Genomic DNA, 16,890 nt, shown 5'->3' with positions numbered 1-16,890 from the left:
GGTATATATACATTTATTTTCCAACCAACTGTCATTGTCAAATTATTTTATTAACTATCTGGATATACCTTCTTATCAGCATTTTTAAACCACAAACTCGGTAAAATCAGGTTTTATTAAACATAATCAGGTTTAATAGTTAAAAAGATGCAGTACACTTGTCACAAAATGGTTTAATCAACTGAGCAATGATGAAAAATAAATACTCCCTGAATGAGGAAGAGATTCACTTATTTCAACAATCGGTAACAGGCACTAAACGCATCAACCAAGATACCGTCTTACATTCTCCCAGAAGAAAAAAAACCAGCTATATTGCCCCTGAACGAATTCAGCAAGAGCAAATTGATGCCAGCTACTATTTTTCTGATGAATTTCAGCCCAACCTTGATACCGAGGGCCCTACGCGTTACGTAAGGGAAGATACAAACCATTATGAATTGAAGAAATTACGTCGAGGTGACTATTCGCCAGAACTGTTTCTTGATTTACACGGATTAACTCAAATGCAGGCCAAACAGGAAATTGGAGCATTGATCGCTGCTTGCCGTCGTGAACATGTCTATTGTGCTTGTATCATGCACGGCCACGGAAAACACATTCTCAAACAGCAAACACCGCTGTGGTTAGCCCAACACCCAGATATCATAGCCTTTCATCAAGCGCCAAAGGAATGGGGAGGTAACGCCGCACTATTGATGCTTATCGAACTTGATGAGCCTTGAGCCAATACGCCGCTGAGTTATTAGGCTTTTGCTACCAATTGAGACGGGCTGACCTGCCAGGCAAGAGTCCCTTTGCCAGTCTGGCTGTTTAAATCCACGCATATCATTGCAGAAGTTGCAAACATCGGTGGTGTTTCTGCCGGACATAGCTCAGCAACTAAGTAGCTGACTAATGGTAAGTGAGAGACAACTAAAACAGCGTTATGACCTTGTTCAGCAAGAAACTGGAGATAACTACTCACTGTAGCCGCATCACCTGACGGCGTTAATCCCAACAACACCTCTTCACCATCCGGCAAAGATAAGGATTTACGAACAATCTGTAACGTTTGTTCAGCGCGAATATAAGGACTCACCAATACGAGATCAATCTGATGCTTTTGCTGTGCTAACCAACAAGCCATTTTTTGCGATTCATCACAACCGCGAGGAGTGAGTTGCCGGGCAGCATCACTAATTGCATCTAAAGCCGCGTCACCATGACGCATAATAAAAATTTGCATAGTCCACCGTATGAATGAGTAAGTGCAGTTATCCTACTTCTGAGTTATACAATAAAAATTGTTTCTACAAAAAACATTTCAGACAGGGTGAACAAGCATTCTACTCAAAACAAAAACAAATAAAATGATTGAACGACAACCCAATAGATATTGTTTGAACCTATAAAGAGATCTTTTTTATTCAAAAACACTTAATATAATTCCGGAGCCCCACGGCGCCGGAATCCATCTTTTCATCAATACAGTACAAGCCACCACTATGGATAAAAACTTTTATTCTGTTCAGCCATTTTTATTAAACATTCACAAGGTACAAATCTGTCTCCATACTGGCTTTCCAGCCTACGCAGAATCTCCACCACTCTGGCACAACCAAGGCTATCAATATAACGGAATGGACCACCAAAGAATGGCGGAAAACCAATACCAAATACCGCCCCAATATCACCATCACGCGGACTTCTGATAATGCCTTCATCCAAGCAACGAACAGCTTCATTAAGCATTAGCATCACACAACGTTGAGCAATTTCTGACGAGAGCATGTGCGACTCAGGTGTTATATTTAGCAAGGTATAAACTGAGCTATCAACTTTTTTGCCTTTCTTACCAAACTGCCAGAATTTTCTGGACCTTGAGGCATATAAATAGAAACCACGGCCATTTTTCCTACCCTTACGACCATCTTTCAGTACAGCATCGAGAGACTCAGGTGCAGCAAAACGCAGACCTAGTTGTTCTACCAGAATCGGCATGATTTTGGTGCCAACATCAATACCTACTTCATCCAATAAATTAATCGGCCCTACCGGAAAACCAAAATTAACCAGTGCTCCATCGATATGGTCGATAGGTTCTCCTGCTACCAGGCAATGCGCGGCTTCACTAATATAAGGGACAAGAATCCGGTTTACATAAAACCCGGCTTTATCACCTACCACGATAGCGGTTTTACCCTGTTTCTTCACCAAAGCAACGGCTGTAGCAATCGTTTTCTCACTGGTCCCTTGATGTGGAATAACTTCCACCAGCGGCATCTTATCCACTGGACTAAAATAATGCAGACCAATAACCTGCTCTGGTCGTTGGGCTTTTTCAGCAATCTGATGGATAGGTAGTGAAGATGTATTAGATGCAAATATGGTTTTTGGTTTAGCATTTGTTTCAATTTCTGCCACCATTTGCTGTTTTAGTGGCAAATCCTCAAACACTGCTTCAACAACAATATCGGTTTGTGCGAAACCACGATAATCTACTGTTCCTGAAATTAGCATCATTTGTTGAGCACGCTCTGCCGGGCGTAGTCGTTTTTGCTTCACCCGCTTGGACAACAAATCCCAAGTATATTTCAATACCTGGCTAATGCCCTTTTCATTAATATCTTTAATCCGCACCGGTAGTTTGCCACGGGTGGCTGTTACATTCGCAATGCCTCCGCCCATCAAACCACCACCTAATATACCAACGCGCTTGATCTCCGCAGGCTTCTCTGATGACCCCGTTTCATTCTTCAACGAAGTTGCAGCAAAAAACAGATTACGTAAAGCAGCAGACTCCCGTGTCATTGCCAGTTCACCAAATGCCACCGCCTCAGCCCGTAAACCCTGGCTCATGCCTTTTTCAAGACCTTCTTTGACAACTTCAATAATTCGTTCAGGTGCAGGATAATGACCACGAGTTTTCGCCAGTGTCTTTTTACGAACGATATTAAACAAAAAGTATCTTCCCACGGGGCCAACTAATAGCCGCTGTTGCCACGGCAAAGGCTTACGCACAGGAATACCTTTTTTGACTTTTTCGATAGCAATGTCTAGCAGAATATCCAACGGCACAGCATCATCCACCAATCCGAGCCGTAATGCCTGTTTCGCCCGTAGCTGTTTACCTGTCAGAATGATATCCAACGCTGAACTAACACCAATAAGCCTTGGCAACCGCTGAGTACCACCAGAGCCGGGTAATAACCCAAGTTGAACTTCCGGTAATCCAAGACGAGTTTTATCATCCTGTGAACATACACGCCAATGACATGCAAGCGCCAATTCCAAACCGCCCCCCAAACAAGCGCCATGAATTGCTGCTACGACAGGCAAGGGGTAATTGGCTATCTGAGAAAATAGTTTCTGACCCTTTTCAGCCAAATCTCGCGCATCTTCTTTGGTCTTACATCCGGCAATCATAGAAATATCAGCACCAGCAATAAACGTATCCGGCTTACCGGAAATCAATATTAATCCTTTAAGACCAGAAGACTGCTGAGCTTGCTTGAAAACATTCAGAAATTGATCAACAAAATCGGCTTTCAGCGTATTTACCTTTTCTCCCGGTACATTAATGGTGATAATGCCGATCTTATCTGGCCTGACATCAAAACTGAAAACAGAAGCAGTTTGGTTTGTACCCGTAGTGATGGGTGCAGCATTATGCTGAGCCTGAGTCATTATTCCACCTCCAATACCATAGCTGTGCCCAACCCGCCAGCAGCACAAGCGGTTGTCAGCCCAAGGCCACCGCCACGACGACGCAACTCATTCAATACCTGCGTCACCATACGAGCTCCTGTTGCTGCAAATGGGTGCCCATAAGCGATTGAACCCCCTAAGACATTAAATTTGTCCATATCGACTTCACCAATTGCCTGAGCACGCCCTAATTTATTACGAGCAAATTCATCACTGGCAAACATTTTCAGGTTTGCTAGTGTCTGAGCCGCAAAAGCTTCATGCATATCGATTAAAGTTAGATCTTTCAGTGTAATACCTGCACGATCGAGCGCTATTGGCGTGGCGTATGACGGCCCTAATAACATATCTTGCCAGACATCAATGGCTGAGAATGCATAGCTACGCAGATAACCAAGCGGTTTTATTCCCAACGCCTTAGCCACTGATTCACTCATCAATATGACCGCCGCTGCACCATCCGTCAGCGGTGTACTGTTTGCAGCAGTGACCGTGCCGTACTTACGGTCAAATGCCGGACGCAGCTTCGCATAAGAGGTCAATACAGAATTTTTACGAATATTATTATCTTCAAGCAATGCTTCACGGTATGGAGGGAAGTGAGCTGTCATGACTTCATCAACCAACAATCCCTGTTCCCAAGCTTTTGCTGCCAGAATATGGGAGCGATGTGCTAATGCATCCTGATCTTCTCGACTGATACGGTAAGTCTTCGCCATCTGTTCCGCGGTATCTCCCATACGCAGACCTGTCGAATATTCCGCTACCGCCGGAGATACAGGCAATAAATCACGAAATTTAAGGCGGCTAAATAACTTAAGACGTTGCGATAGCGTTTTAGCCTTATTCATCTCAACCAGAGTACGAGCCAAGGATTTAGTCACACCAATCGGCAATACAGACGAGGAATCTGCTCCACCAGCAATCCCGATATTCACCGTGCCAGCCATAATGCTTTCAGCCACATTAGCAATCGCCTGGAAACTAGTGGCACATGCACGGGATACACTGTAAGCATCAGTACTCACACTTAACCCAGTACCGAGAACGATTTCACGGGCAATATTCGGCGCTTCAGGCATTTGCACTACTTGCCCAAACACCAGTTGGTCAATCTTTTCAGGGAGTAAACCACTCCTTGTCACAAGTTCGCTGACGACTAATTTACCCAAATCCACAGCCGGTATGTCGTGATACGATGTTGCCTGTTTAGCAAATGGAATGCGTAGCCCACTGACAATGGCGATACGATCACCTTGATGTGTCACTTGTGTTAAAGGACGACTCATAACGGCTCCTGAAAGATTATCGTTAACTGAATCAAATTACTGAAAAAACTCTTCAACCAACCTGGACAGGTCTGACCTGACAGATCATTGTTAGCGTAATGTTTATAAATAGCAAACCTGAATAAACCAAAAATGAGAGGAAGCGCAACTTTAATTTATTTAATAGCTAAATGGTTTCAATGCTTATTCGAACATGTTCGCAAGCTTTTGTGCGAAATTGGCTTATTACATCAGTCATAATTTCATTACTCAAATATTCATAATGAATTTTAATATCTTATCTCTCTTAACTACCGGAAAACTCGTTCTACCTCTTAAAATATATTTATCTGCCGAAATTTGATCTTAAAAAATCATTTTTAAACGTTTTTATTAATATCAAAAATCATTTTTTTGTTAACTGAGTCGCGTTTTTGATATCAACTTGGTAATATTTTAAAAACATCCTTGCAACACCAACTGTTATCAGACCTATACTTCACAACTGGTCTGATTTGTCATTGAGACAAACCGACCCTACAATCCTGCGCTCCTTGCTAAGATAAGTGGCATAGTTAAATAATAAACAAGAGGGTTTTGGTTATGAACCAGAAAAACCTGTTCACCCGTTCAGCATTAGCGGTTGCAGTGGCAATAATTTCATCGAATGCTGGCGCTGCTGGTTTCCAGTTAAATGAATTTTCTACTTCGGCTTTGGGCCGTGCTTTTTCCGGGGAAGGCGTTGTTGCTGATAACGCAACGGTAGGAAGTCGTAACCCAGCAGCAATGACGCTGTTTGATCGCCCATCATTTTCCATTGGTGCTGTCTATATCAACCCTGATGTTGACATTACCGGTAAATCCCCAATAACGGGCAAAAGTACTAACGCTAAAAATATTGCTCCTACCGCTTGGATACCTAACCTACATTTCATTATGCCAATCGATGATCAATGGTTTGTTGGTACTTCGGTCACCACCAATTTCGGCCTGGCAACCAATTTTAGCAATAACTATGAAGCAGGCCCCATCGGCGGTAAAACTGACCTGACAACGTTGAACTTCAATCTGAGCGGTGCTTATCGTCTGAATGATCACTTTAGCTTTGGTTTAGGGCTGAACGCTGTTTATGCGGATGCAAAAATTGTCCGTCATGCAGGTATTCTGTCGCAGAAACTGCGAGGCGCCATAAACCCAACAGATGAAGTTGCTAACCTAGAAGGCAAAGATTGGGGTTATGGCTGGAACGCCGGCATCATGTATGAAGTGGATGAAAATAACCGTTACAGCTTGACTTACCGTTCTAAAGTTAAAATTAAGTTTAAAGACGGTGATTATAAGAATGACGTACCTGTTCAGGTAGGTAAAATGATGGAAAAAGCGGGAGTGCATTTACCTGCTACCGGCGGTCAAACCATTGGCGGTAAATTGGATCTCAAGCTGCCAGATATCTGGGAAGTTTCTGGTTATAACCGTGTAGCACCTAAATGGGCTATCCACTATAGCCTGGCGTATGCAGGGTGGAGTGAGTTTGACGAACTGAAAGGGACTAGCAAAAAAGACGGCTCCGTCCTGTTTAGTAAACATGAAGGCTTCAAAGATGCCTACCGTATCGCTTTAGGTACAACTTATTATCACGATGACAATTGGACATTCCGCACGGGTATCGCCTTTGATGACAGCCCGATCCCTGCAGAAAACCGTTCTATCTCTATTCCAGATCAAGATCGTTTCTGGCTGAGCGCGGGTGCAACTTACGCATTTAACAAAGATGCTTCTGTTGATGTAGGTGTTTCTTATATGCATGGTCAGAAAGTCACTGTCAAAGAGAGATTATCTGAAAACAAATCTGATCCAACTAACGTACCATATGAATTCGAAGCTAAAGGTTCTGCTTGGCTTTACGGTGTGAACTTCAACTACGCATTCTAATAATATGCAGCCCTAAAAAAGGATAGCTCCACTGCTATCCTTTTTTATCTACAAAGTTAACAATCAAATAACGACTATCAATCAATACTATCCAAATCATCCTGTAATGCTTCCGCATTCGGATTTTTCGTGGCTTCCAGCTTACCACCGCTTGCCATAAAATCATGGCTCTGGAAATAAGCCTCACGCATCATCAAATAAGGATCTGATGAGTTCTTCAACAAGCCATCAGAATCCAGTAAACGAGCACGGGTTTCAATACCTTCAAATGCCCACTTGCCGGCTGACATCCAAATAGTCAGATAACTCAGCATTGGATAAGTCATATCCGCCCAATTTCCCCCTTCATCACGTAGGGTGAAACTGCCATAGCCCGGTAATACAACATAAGGACCATATCCCACCTTATAATAGCCTAGGGTACTCCCAAAGCGTTTTGGCTCTTCTTTTGCCAATTTAGGGTTTGCCATCGTTGCAACATCAATCAGCCCCCCCATACCCAAAATGGTATTCAGGAAAAAACGATTAAAATGTTTCATCCCCTGATATGGGTTACCCCGCAAGAAACTGTTTACCATACTAGCCGGCTCTTCGAGATTACTCAGAAAATTACCCAAACCATTTCGAGCGGGCATCGGCACATAATCGTGCCACGCTACCGCGACTGGACGTAAAACATAAGGGTCAAGAACATCATAATTAAAGTTGAACATTGTACGGTTAAAACCTTCCAATGGGTCTGAACGCCCCTGTTCAACAGTATCAGATGAATTAGCACATCCCACGAGTAATACAGCTGTAAGAGCGATTCCGCCCAAACGATACTTCATACATCTCTCCAAATAATAACCTTCTAGATCCGGCAAATCAGTTTGTTGCTCGACTCGCCGATGATCATCAATAATGTAAATATTACTGACAATCCAACTTGAATGGTACTCAATTCAAGCGATCATTAAATAGGCAAACAGTTTATAGCGCCTTATATTATGAATGAAAAGCCGTTATAATAAAGCTACGTCCCCTTAGTTAAATGGATATAACAAGCCCCTCCTAAGGGCTAATTGCTGGTTCGATTCCAGCAGGGGACGCCACCCTAAACTAAACCCACCTAAACAAATCCACTAAAAACCCAATAACAGCAAGCAATCATACTAAATCGAACTAAATTGGAATAAGCTCTAACGCGGGGGTAATAGTCACACTGTATGCATATCAGCGGGAGAATAGTATGAATTGCTGCTGGTCTTCATTGATTAGAATTCATGCCGACACAGAGCCGGCATTGTTTTATTAATTGGTCATCGAATAGATAAAAACTTACTTATTTGGCATTTAGCACTTCGTGTAATTTGCCTTCATCAAGCTGACGACAACGTTTCGCGACCACAATCGTCGCAACACCATTACCAATTAGATTCGTTAAAGCTCTGGCTTCTGACATGAAACGATCTATTCCCAGTATTAATGCCAGCCCTGCTAGTGGTAAATGCCCAACAGCAGAAATTGTCGCAGCTAATACAATAAACCCACTACCTGTTACGCCAGCAGCACCTTTAGAAGATAAAAGTAATACAACCAATAGCGTTATTTGATGCACAATATCCATATGAGTATTTGTTGCTTGAGCAATAAATACCGCAGCCATTGTCAGGTAAATGGAGGTACCATCCAGATTAAAGGAATATCCCGTCGGTATCACCAATCCAACAACAGATTTCTGGCATCCCACTTTCTCCATTTTATCTAACATACGTGGCAATGCAGATTCAGAAGATGATGTTCCCAATACAATCAATAACTCTTCTTTAATGTAATTAATAAACCGGAATATACTAAATCCTGTCGCTTTTGCGATTGTCCCTAAAACAAATATGACAAAAAGAATACAGGTGATATAAAAGCAAACTATTAATTGTCCTAATTGTACCAACGTACCAATACCATATTTACCGATGGTAAATGCCATTGCACCAAAAGCGCCTAAAGGAGCCAATCGCATTATCATATTGATAATACCGAAAATAACATGCGAAAAACCATCAATAATATTAAAGATTGATTTCCCTTTCTCTCCTAAACGATGAAGTGCAAAACCAAATAACACAGCAAATAATAAGACCTGCAAAATATTACCACTGGCAAACGCCCCAATGACACTGGCAGGAATAACATCAAGTAAAAATGCTATTATCCCTTGTTCAGCAGCCTTCTCCGCATATAGGGATACCGCTTTAACATCTAACGTAGAGGGATCAATATTCATCCCAGCGCCAGGCTGCATAACATTGACAACAATTAGCCCAATAATCAAAGCAATTGTGCTAACTATTTCAAAATACACCAGTGCAATAGCACCCGTTTTACCAACAGCTTTCATACTTTCCATACCTGCAATGCCGGTTACAACCGTACAGAAAATAACAGGAGCAATAACCATTTTGATTAATTTAACAAATCCATCACCTAATGGCTTCATTTCTGTACCAAGCTCTGGATAGAAATGCCCCAGAAGTATACCGATAGTTATTGCGAGCAAAACTTGAAAATAAAGACTCTTTAGTAAATTTTTCTTCACTTCTTAATTCCCTAATCCATAGTATAAATCAGATTCTATTTATTCTTATTAGAACGATGTAGTTTTTGTTAAATGTACTTTATACCTTTATTTAATAAAACATAAAGCAAATTTTCATTATTTTTTCACAAAAAATTAAAATTAACACACAATTTTTTAAGATACAGATCACATAAACACACAATCAATAACCTCACTAAGATGATTGAACCAATAATCATCTCACAAGTTATTTAAAACTTTCCATTTAAAAATATTATTTACTCGAATAACGTTTATTTTTCAATCCATTAAGTATTACCATAAAAAAAATTAACAAGTTTTTGATACATGAACATTTTGAGAACGATGTAATCATAAGAGATTATTAACTATAATTGTACAGCCTGGTTGCTTTTTTATAATTTAAGCAACAATATACACAGCATGATATCAATACCTGAAAGAAAACAATTCTCATCATGAAATTAGACAACCCGTTAAATTACCATATGCAGATACCGGAAAATCCGCTCTCTTCTACCCCTGTGGTATTAATCCATGGGTTATTCGGTGATCTCAATAATCTTGGGGTTTTGGCTCGTGATTTGCAGCAATACTATCCCGTCATTCAAGTCGATGTACGCAATCATGGTCTATCTCCACGGGCAAATAACATGGATTACCACGATATGGCACAAGATGTTATTTCCCTGCTGGATCATCTGCAAATTCAGTCCACCCTTATTATTGGTCATTCAATGGGCGGTAAGATCGCGATGGCAATGACCGCATTAGCACCAGAGCGGATAGAAAAAATTATTCTTATTGATATAGCTCCCGTTGCCTATCAGATTCGCCGTCATGACCAAATTTTTACCGCACTGAACAAAGTGACAGAAGCCGGAGTTAAATCCCGTCAAGACGCTGCTAAGATTATGCGAGAAAATATTCAGGAAGAAAGTGTCATTCAGTTTTTACTGAAATCATTCCATCAGGGGGAATGGAAATTCAATTTACCGGTATTAATTAACCAGTATGAAAAGATCATCGGCTGGCAAGAAATCCCTACATGGCCTCGCCCTGCCCTGTTTATTCGTGGCAGCCTCTCCTCTTATGTCCAGGAAGAGTACCGGAATGATATCACCAGACAATTTCCACAAGCCAAAGCTTGGGTTATCGCCGGTTGCGATCACTGGGTTCACGCAGAAAAACCAGACGCAGTGTTAAAGGCAATTCATCGTTTTCTTAATACCAATACGGAATTAATGTAGGAAACCGGTTAATTAGCGATAAAAGTATCAAACTCACTGAACTTCGAAATCGCCGCGGCTATCAAGTGATCATCGCCCTCTCCACCGTTGATGACTGCATGGTAGCCCATCAATATCAGTCTCTCAGCTTACTTATCAATTTTCGGTAATGGCCCCAATTTCACACCTTCTGGATAATATTTCCAGCCATCACGAATACGGATATTTTCATCCCAAGGTAGTTTATATTCACCGTTTGCTAAATCACGCACCCAAGTCAAATAATTAGCTCTCTCTCCTCCAGGTTTACCAACATAACCTCGACAACCAAGATTAAAAATACTGTTCTCTAACGCCCAGTTCTCACGAGCCTTATCCGCCAAACGCGGGAACAGCTCAGCAGTGACAATTTCCCACGGATTACGCTGCCCTTGCTGGATAATGTTACCGTCATAATTACAAATCGTACCTTCACCGAAATAATAAAATACCTCATCGTAGCCTGCCAGATTAACCGATACGGTATACATTAAGTTCTGCCAAGCATTAGTGCGATTAGTCCAGATCCATTGGTCGTTGACTTGGGTAGAATAACCGGAAATACGGATAAAAACGTTACAGCCTTTATAGGCAGCTTCGCGCGCCAATTCTGGAAACATACCATCGTGACAAATACACACCGCCAGCTTTGAACCTTTAGGCCCCTCACAAACCGGCATGCCCAAATTACCCGGCATCCAGGGTTCAATCGGCACCCAAGGCTGCAACTTGCGGTAATGCAATACAATCTCACCGTTGCTGTTAATAATTATCGCAGTATTATAAGGTGGCTGCGACGGATCTTCATTATGTTCCATTACTGAAAACACACCCCAGATATCGTTGCGAATACAAGCTCGACGAAAACAGTCAACTTCTGGACCGTCCAGCGATAATAACATTTCATCATAAGTCCAGATCTTGGTATTTAATCCCTGAGCGGAATATTCAGGAAATACAATAAAATCCAAGTCAGGATAACCGGCTTTAGTTGAATCGATTGTTTTACAGATCTGCTGCACTTGAACCTGAATATCTTCAGGCCCCTTAATAATAGGAACAGGATATTAAATAGCGGCAATTAATAACGCTTCATCCCACGCACTGACACTTCCGGTACTGCCCATAAAGACCTCTGAATGAATAGTAGTTATTAAAATTGAATGACAAGTTTCATCGTTATACAGACAAATAGAACGTTATCTTTACCCGTCGTTAAGCGATTTCACTAATGCATAATAGCGTCTCTTTTGTTCACAAAAATGCGATCTGTAACATTAAATAAGAAAATTAATAACTTTGTAGTAAAGAGTACCGCTATTAATAGTAGGGTTAATTTGTCCTGAATAACTTTGCAAAATAGTCGAACACTTTGAAGGAACTCAATCCGGTTTAAGCGATATGAGGAGTTATAAAAAGATCCCAAACGATCTGTTTGGCCTTTACAACATGTTAACCATCAGCAATCAGTCACCATAAACCTTGTCTATATTTGATTTTATGCTATATATTCGTGATATATAGCAATAATTAAAGAGGTGTGCCATGATATATCAAAGTAAAGTTTTTATGAGCAACCGAACTCAGAATGTGAGGTTACCCGCAGATCTCCGTTATCCCTGATAATGTAAAAGAAGTTACTGTTAGGTCAAGAGGCAAGGAACGAATTATTGCGCCCATACAAAATACATAGGATAGTTTTTTCCTGTCTGATCAATCTGTAACTGACGATTTTTACCTGAACGTCCTGATCAAGTAACAAGTGAAAGAGAATCTTTCGATGATTAAGTATCTGCTCGATACTAATATAGTGATTTTCGCGATAAAAAAGCGCCCTCAATCCATTCCGCCTAAATTCAATAAGAATACAGACCACATGGCTATTTCTACGATCACGTTGGCAGAACTGATTTTTTTGGGGCTGAAAAAAGTGGAAATCCTGAGAGAAATTTGGCAGTTATTAGTCGAATCCGCCCTTTATAATTAACTCTATTTAATAACAAAACCCTAAATCAAGGACAAATCATCAACCCTGTTTGCCAATTCGTTAAGAAAAACCGCCAACCTCAATGATAATAACCACAAAAATACTTAATATTATCAATAAATTACATGTCACAACATGATTTAACCAATAAAAAACTTTACATTTCTATACGTATAATGTATGAATATTCAAGATGGAATTGGGCAAATAGTGAGAGGAATCATGATCTTTTAATAAATAAAAGGCAATATCCGCTGCTTTTATTTCTTTCTTATTTATCCCATTCCAAATTGTTGCAATATAGATCTGTAGAACAATATGATTAGTTATTGGCATACCATGTTGTTGTGTAATGCTTTAGCTTTTTCAATTGACATTATATGCAATGAATAAGGAAAATCACCATGTTGGCATCAAATTTATTTAATGGTTATATTGGCTCCAACCTATGTTACCACCTTGAGAAAGAAGGTATATTTGAATTATTCGGAAGCAACTCTTCATTCGATAAGTCTATTCTGAAAGAAAAAAATTTTGACAACCGAAAAATAAAAATAATTGAATCCCTTATTTCATTCTCAACAAAATTTGGTTTTTTTGTTGATTCTGATGAAGGGAAAATTAGCCTGACTCCATTAGGCATGGATATGAGGAAAAATGTTGGATTTTTCACTTGGTCTATAGGTGGCTATGGGAATTTCATGCGAAACTTTACAGACCTCAAAGATGAGAAAAATAATTCATTATATAGTCTGATTGATGGAGCTAACGTAGCGTTAGGATCTCGGCAAGCAAATCGTGAATACATGTGGAATACAATAATTAAGGAATTAAAAAGACTAAATATAAGTAAAATAGTAGATTTAGGTTGTGGTGCAGCTGGAGCTTTAATCGACATTTGTAAGATTTTTAACAAAGTAACGGGCTTAGGTATTGATATAAGCCATAAAGCTATTGAAGCTGCTGAAATTAATATAAGAAATAATTCTATGGATGACAGAATTTGTGTGGTTAATCAGAACGTAATGGAAGCTACCGATGATGCTTCATTAATAGCCACATTCGAAACTGTTGATACAGTAATTTCCTTCATGATGCTGCATGATTTGTTTAACATCAAAGATCCTGTGGACGTTCTTCGAACATTACAAAAGACTTTCCCAAAAGCAAAAAGATTTCTCCTGGCAGATACCTTTATGTCAGATGAAAATACAATCACCAAAGAAACTCCCATATTTACTTATGGTTTTGAATTCGTGCATCACTTTATGAATATAAGGATTTACAAGAAAGAAGAGTACATAGATTTCTTCTCCAAAGCTGGTTTTGAAATTGAAAAAATTCAATATTTGAATGTTCCTAACACTTACCTTTTCACTCTGAAGTGAGGCTTATATGGATTTTTATAATTGCGCACAAAATCTACCGGTAATGAAATCTGTCGTAGGTCATGAGAACAAGGTTCCCTTCTTTATAACTAAAGAAATGTTCGGGGGTGTACCTTTCGAGCTTGCAGGCGGCGATATATCAGAGTTAGTGAATAAACCTGTCGCCGCATTACACAAACATGAAGTTGATGAAATATATTTCCTAATTTCTCCTGAGCCAAACGAAGCTGTCATTGATGTAACAATAAATGGAGAAACAAAGACATACTCCTCTCCTAGTGTTATTCATGTACCAGCTGGAATAGAGCATCAATTCATTACAAGAAAGGCTAGTAAGGGATGTTACTGCTTTGGCATATTATATGGTTCCAAGGAGGTTTGAAATGAATAAAAATATGGATTTCAACACCAGTGATACCCATATATCTCATCGACTACATTTGAACGAAAGTGATAGCAATAACTTACTTAATCTTAATCATGTTTTTTTAAATGAATTTAAAAAGATTAGTATCCATCCAGATCCAGGAAATACAGATCTAAAAAACAAAATATCCTATCACTGTAGAGTTTCACCTGATATGGTGGTTTTAGGAAATGGTATAGATGAAATAATTCTTCTCTTAAGTTTAACTTTTTTAAAAAACAAAAAGACTATATTGACCAGTGAGGCCACATTTCCCGGTTATGAGACATCAGCAAAAATTGTCGGGGGAAATGTTATATACGTTCCTTTAAATGATATGAGGTGTAGTATTGATAATTATCAGAAAAATATTGCTAGCGATGTTATTCTTGCTTATTTATGCAACCCTCACAATCCGACTGGAAGTATAGTAAGCGTAGATGAAGTTATCAATTTCATTGAGATAATGAATGATAAAAGAGTTATCCCCATCATTGATGAGGCTTATATTCAATTTTCTGATGAAAATAAGAACTCTATTCTAAAATATATAGCGAATGGTGGAAGGGCTATTGTGTTGCGGACTTTTTCCAAAGCATATGGCCTTGCTGGATTACGGGTGGGTTTTGCGGTAGGCCCTAAAGATTTAATTCATGCTGTCTCCTTAACTGCTCTCGCCTTGCCATTTAGAATAAACCGTTTCGCTCAAAGGATGGCTTCTGAAGTTCTTGCCAGTGATATTTTATCCATCAATGTAAGAACAGTGAAAAAGTTAATATCCACTATTGAATTATCATTTAGTAAGTCTGAGGTGACATATATACCATCCTCTACTAACTTTGTATGTTTTAAACCCCCTATGGGAAATACTGATTTTCTTATAAAGGCAGAAAAATTTGGAGTTATGGTTCGTGATTGTGGTCTTTTTGGACTCCCAGGTTGGATACGAGCGTCAGTAAGCAATAAAAAAGATGTCGATTGCCTTTTATTTTTATTAGATATTACTTCTTGTGAAGAAAACCAATCTGGTGATGTGAATGAATAGCAGAATTAACTTCAAATCATATCAGCAAGTTTTAATTACTGCCTTCCCTTTTATTTTGCTTATGCTTTCACAAAGCTTAAATAGCATTATTGATATGTTCATTGTAGGTAAGATCGGCATGAATGCCATCGCCGCTGTTGGTCTTTGCGGATTTATTTTCTCGATAATGACCAGTTGTGTAACTGGTATAACCATAAGCGTTCAAACTGTAGTTGGTAAGAGCATTGGTGCTGGAAAAATAAATCAAGGTATTAATGCGCTTCATAGTGCAATATTTGTTGCTATAGTTTTAGGTATATCAATCATAGGTTTAGGTTTTTTTATCCCAAAATTCATAACACTGTTTATTCATGATGAAGTTTTAGCTTCTAACTGTATAACTTACCTTCAAGCTCTAGTGTTAGGTGCTCCAGCTATAGGGATTGTCAGGGCTTTTCGAGGTTACTATGGCGGGATCGGTGAGAATAAAATGAGTGTATTAATAATCTTCTCTACTTATTTTTTTAATTTCTTAATAGGTTTTACACTCGTTTCCTTAGGGTATGGAATCAGAGGTGCTGGATTGGGAACATGTTGTGCTTTTTATATAGGTGCCTGCTTGTTTTATTTCAGTGGATATTTTATAGATTCTAAATATCGTTTTTTTAAAGTTACTAAAATTTTTGAACAGATCGGTGAGATATCAAAACTTTCTTTCTATGCAGGTATACAGCAACTCTTCTTTTCGGGTGGGTTTGCAGTCATGTTCATTATTGCTAGCCAAATGAATTCTTCCGCTTTGGCAGTGATAACAGTTCTCAATAATCTTATGCTGCTAAGCATCACACCGTTAATCGGAATGGGAATGGCTTCTGCGGTTTATGTGAGTCGATCTCTTGGAGCAAATAAATATAAGGATGCTAAATCGTGGGGTAATATTGCAGTAAAGTTAGGCTTTGGAATATTCACTATTCAACTCTTCATTTTGATAAATCCACATTACATTATGGGTTTATTCATAAAAGATAATTTTATAGTAAATAATTATATAGGATTGTTTAAAATAACGGTATTGTTTGTTTTTTCTGAGGTTTTTGCTCAAATATTAAAATTCTCTATGTTTGGAGCAGGTTTCAACCGGCAGTTGACAATGGTTACTGTGCCATTGCAGTGGTTTTTTTTCATACCGTTAGCTATTTATCTTTGTCTTTTCAAAAATCATGGCATTGAAATACTATGGTTTTCGTTTCTCGTGTATCGTTTAATTGAATCAATATTCATGCTGATTATTTGGTTAAAAGAAAGTTGGGTTCCTGCTAAGTTTCCTAAATCCGCTGACTGCTAAG

At 39.3% G+C, this 16,890-nt stretch carries 14 protein-coding genes, 1 tRNA gene and 1 pseudogene; 10 read left to right on the top strand and 6 right to left on the bottom strand.

Translation table 11 applies throughout. The features are described from left to right. Positions 1–191 precede the first annotated feature (191 nt). On the top strand, positions 192–725 hold the full coding sequence (gene smrB / locus LGZ98_RS18010; RefSeq protein ID WP_112876302.1) for an endonuclease SmrB: 534 nt from the start codon (positions 192–194) through the stop codon (positions 723–725). Positions 726–745: 20 nt separating this feature from the next. On the opposite strand, the gene sixA is transcribed toward smrB, so the two are convergent. The 3 genes from sixA to fadI form a co-directional block, all read right to left on the bottom strand. Continuing rightward, positions 746–1,228 carry a phosphohistidine phosphatase SixA gene (sixA, locus tag LGZ98_RS18005; RefSeq protein WP_112876303.1) on the bottom strand — a complete coding sequence of 161 codons (483 nt, stop codon included), beginning with the start codon at positions 1,226–1,228 and terminating at the stop codon, positions 746–748. 257 nt (positions 1,229–1,485) lie between these two features. Beyond that, complete coding sequence (fadJ, locus tag LGZ98_RS18000; protein WP_228901111.1) at positions 1,486–3,669, bottom strand: fatty acid oxidation complex subunit alpha FadJ; 2,184 nt, start codon at positions 3,667–3,669, stop codon at positions 1,486–1,488. Further along, positions 3,669–4,979, bottom strand: coding sequence for an acetyl-CoA C-acyltransferase FadI (gene fadI, locus LGZ98_RS17995; RefSeq protein ID WP_113041737.1), 1,311 nt, complete (start codon positions 4,977–4,979; stop codon positions 3,669–3,671). Before fadI ends, fadJ begins: the two co-directional genes overlap by 1 nt. 582 nt (positions 4,980–5,561) lie before the next feature. Between fadI and fadL the strand changes: the two genes are divergently transcribed. Next, complete coding sequence (gene fadL / locus LGZ98_RS17990; RefSeq protein ID WP_113041736.1) at positions 5,562–6,890, top strand: long-chain fatty acid transporter FadL; 1,329 nt, start codon at positions 5,562–5,564, stop codon at positions 6,888–6,890. A gap of 77 nt (positions 6,891–6,967) precedes the next feature. Here the strand turns inward: fadL and mlaA are convergent, their stop codons facing one another. Beyond that, the gene (mlaA, locus tag LGZ98_RS17985) at positions 6,968–7,720 is read right to left on the bottom strand and encodes a phospholipid-binding lipoprotein MlaA (protein WP_228901112.1); all 753 of its coding nucleotides are present in this window, start codon (positions 7,718–7,720) and stop codon (positions 6,968–6,970) included. Positions 7,721–7,909: 189 nt separating this feature from the next. On the opposite strand from mlaA, the gene LGZ98_RS17980 reads away from it, so the two are divergent. After that, positions 7,910–7,984 (top strand) — tRNA-Arg (locus LGZ98_RS17980). A gap of 230 nt (positions 7,985–8,214) precedes the next feature. Here LGZ98_RS17980 and LGZ98_RS17975 read toward each other — a convergent pair. Further along, positions 8,215–9,468, bottom strand: coding sequence for a dicarboxylate/amino acid:cation symporter (locus LGZ98_RS17975; protein ID WP_113041734.1), 1,254 nt, complete (start codon positions 9,466–9,468; stop codon positions 8,215–8,217). Between the two features lie 461 nt (positions 9,469–9,929). On the opposite strand from LGZ98_RS17975, the gene ybfF reads away from it, so the two are divergent. Beyond that, the gene (gene ybfF, locus LGZ98_RS17970; RefSeq protein ID WP_113041733.1) at positions 9,930–10,721 is read left to right on the top strand and encodes an esterase; all 792 of its coding nucleotides are present in this window, start codon (positions 9,930–9,932) and stop codon (positions 10,719–10,721) included. Positions 10,722–10,849: 128 nt separating this feature from the next. Here the strand turns inward: ybfF and LGZ98_RS17965 are convergent, their stop codons facing one another. After that, positions 10,850–11,794 carry a formamidase gene (locus LGZ98_RS17965; protein WP_315901999.1) on the bottom strand — a complete coding sequence of 315 codons (945 nt, stop codon included), beginning with the start codon at positions 11,792–11,794 and terminating at the stop codon, positions 10,850–10,852. 490 nt (positions 11,795–12,284) lie between these two features. Here LGZ98_RS17965 and vapB point away from each other — a divergent pair. The 6 genes and pseudogenes from vapB to LGZ98_RS17935 all read left to right on the top strand — a co-directional run bounded on the left by vapB (position 12,285) and on the right by LGZ98_RS17935 (position 16,889). Next, positions 12,285–12,527: pseudogene (gene vapB / locus LGZ98_RS17960) on the top strand (type II toxin-antitoxin system VapB family antitoxin). Next, positions 12,520–12,726 (top strand): PIN domain-containing protein, encoded by a 207-nt coding sequence (locus LGZ98_RS17955; protein ID WP_275658241.1) that lies wholly within the window; start codon positions 12,520–12,522, stop codon positions 12,724–12,726. The pseudogene vapB and the gene LGZ98_RS17955 overlap by 8 nt, the downstream one beginning before the upstream one ends. Before the next feature lie 404 nt (positions 12,727–13,130). Continuing rightward, on the top strand, positions 13,131–14,114 hold the full coding sequence (locus LGZ98_RS17950; RefSeq protein WP_113041732.1) for a class I SAM-dependent methyltransferase: 984 nt from the start codon (positions 13,131–13,133) through the stop codon (positions 14,112–14,114). A 7-nt stretch (positions 14,115–14,121) separates the two neighbouring features. After that, entirely contained in the window at positions 14,122–14,496 is a 375-nt protein-coding gene (locus LGZ98_RS17945) for a cupin domain-containing protein (RefSeq protein ID WP_112894688.1), read from the top strand. A 1-nt stretch (position 14,497) separates the two neighbouring features. Beyond that, a complete protein-coding gene (locus tag LGZ98_RS17940) occupies positions 14,498–15,565 on the top strand; it encodes a pyridoxal phosphate-dependent aminotransferase (RefSeq protein WP_158536516.1) in 1,068 nt (355 codons plus the stop codon). Then, a complete protein-coding gene (locus tag LGZ98_RS17935) occupies positions 15,558–16,889 on the top strand; it encodes an MATE family efflux transporter (RefSeq protein WP_112894686.1) in 1,332 nt (443 codons plus the stop codon). Before LGZ98_RS17940 ends, LGZ98_RS17935 begins: the two co-directional genes overlap by 8 nt. Position 16,890 lies beyond the last annotated feature (1 nt).

The organism is Photorhabdus kayaii (assembly GCF_025384895.1).
In the GTDB taxonomy this organism is placed as follows: domain Bacteria; phylum Pseudomonadota; class Gammaproteobacteria; order Enterobacterales; family Enterobacteriaceae; genus Photorhabdus; species Photorhabdus kayaii.
The sequence above is the reverse complement of the archived record's forward strand: the minus strand, read 5'-3'. Positions and strand labels throughout refer to the sequence as shown.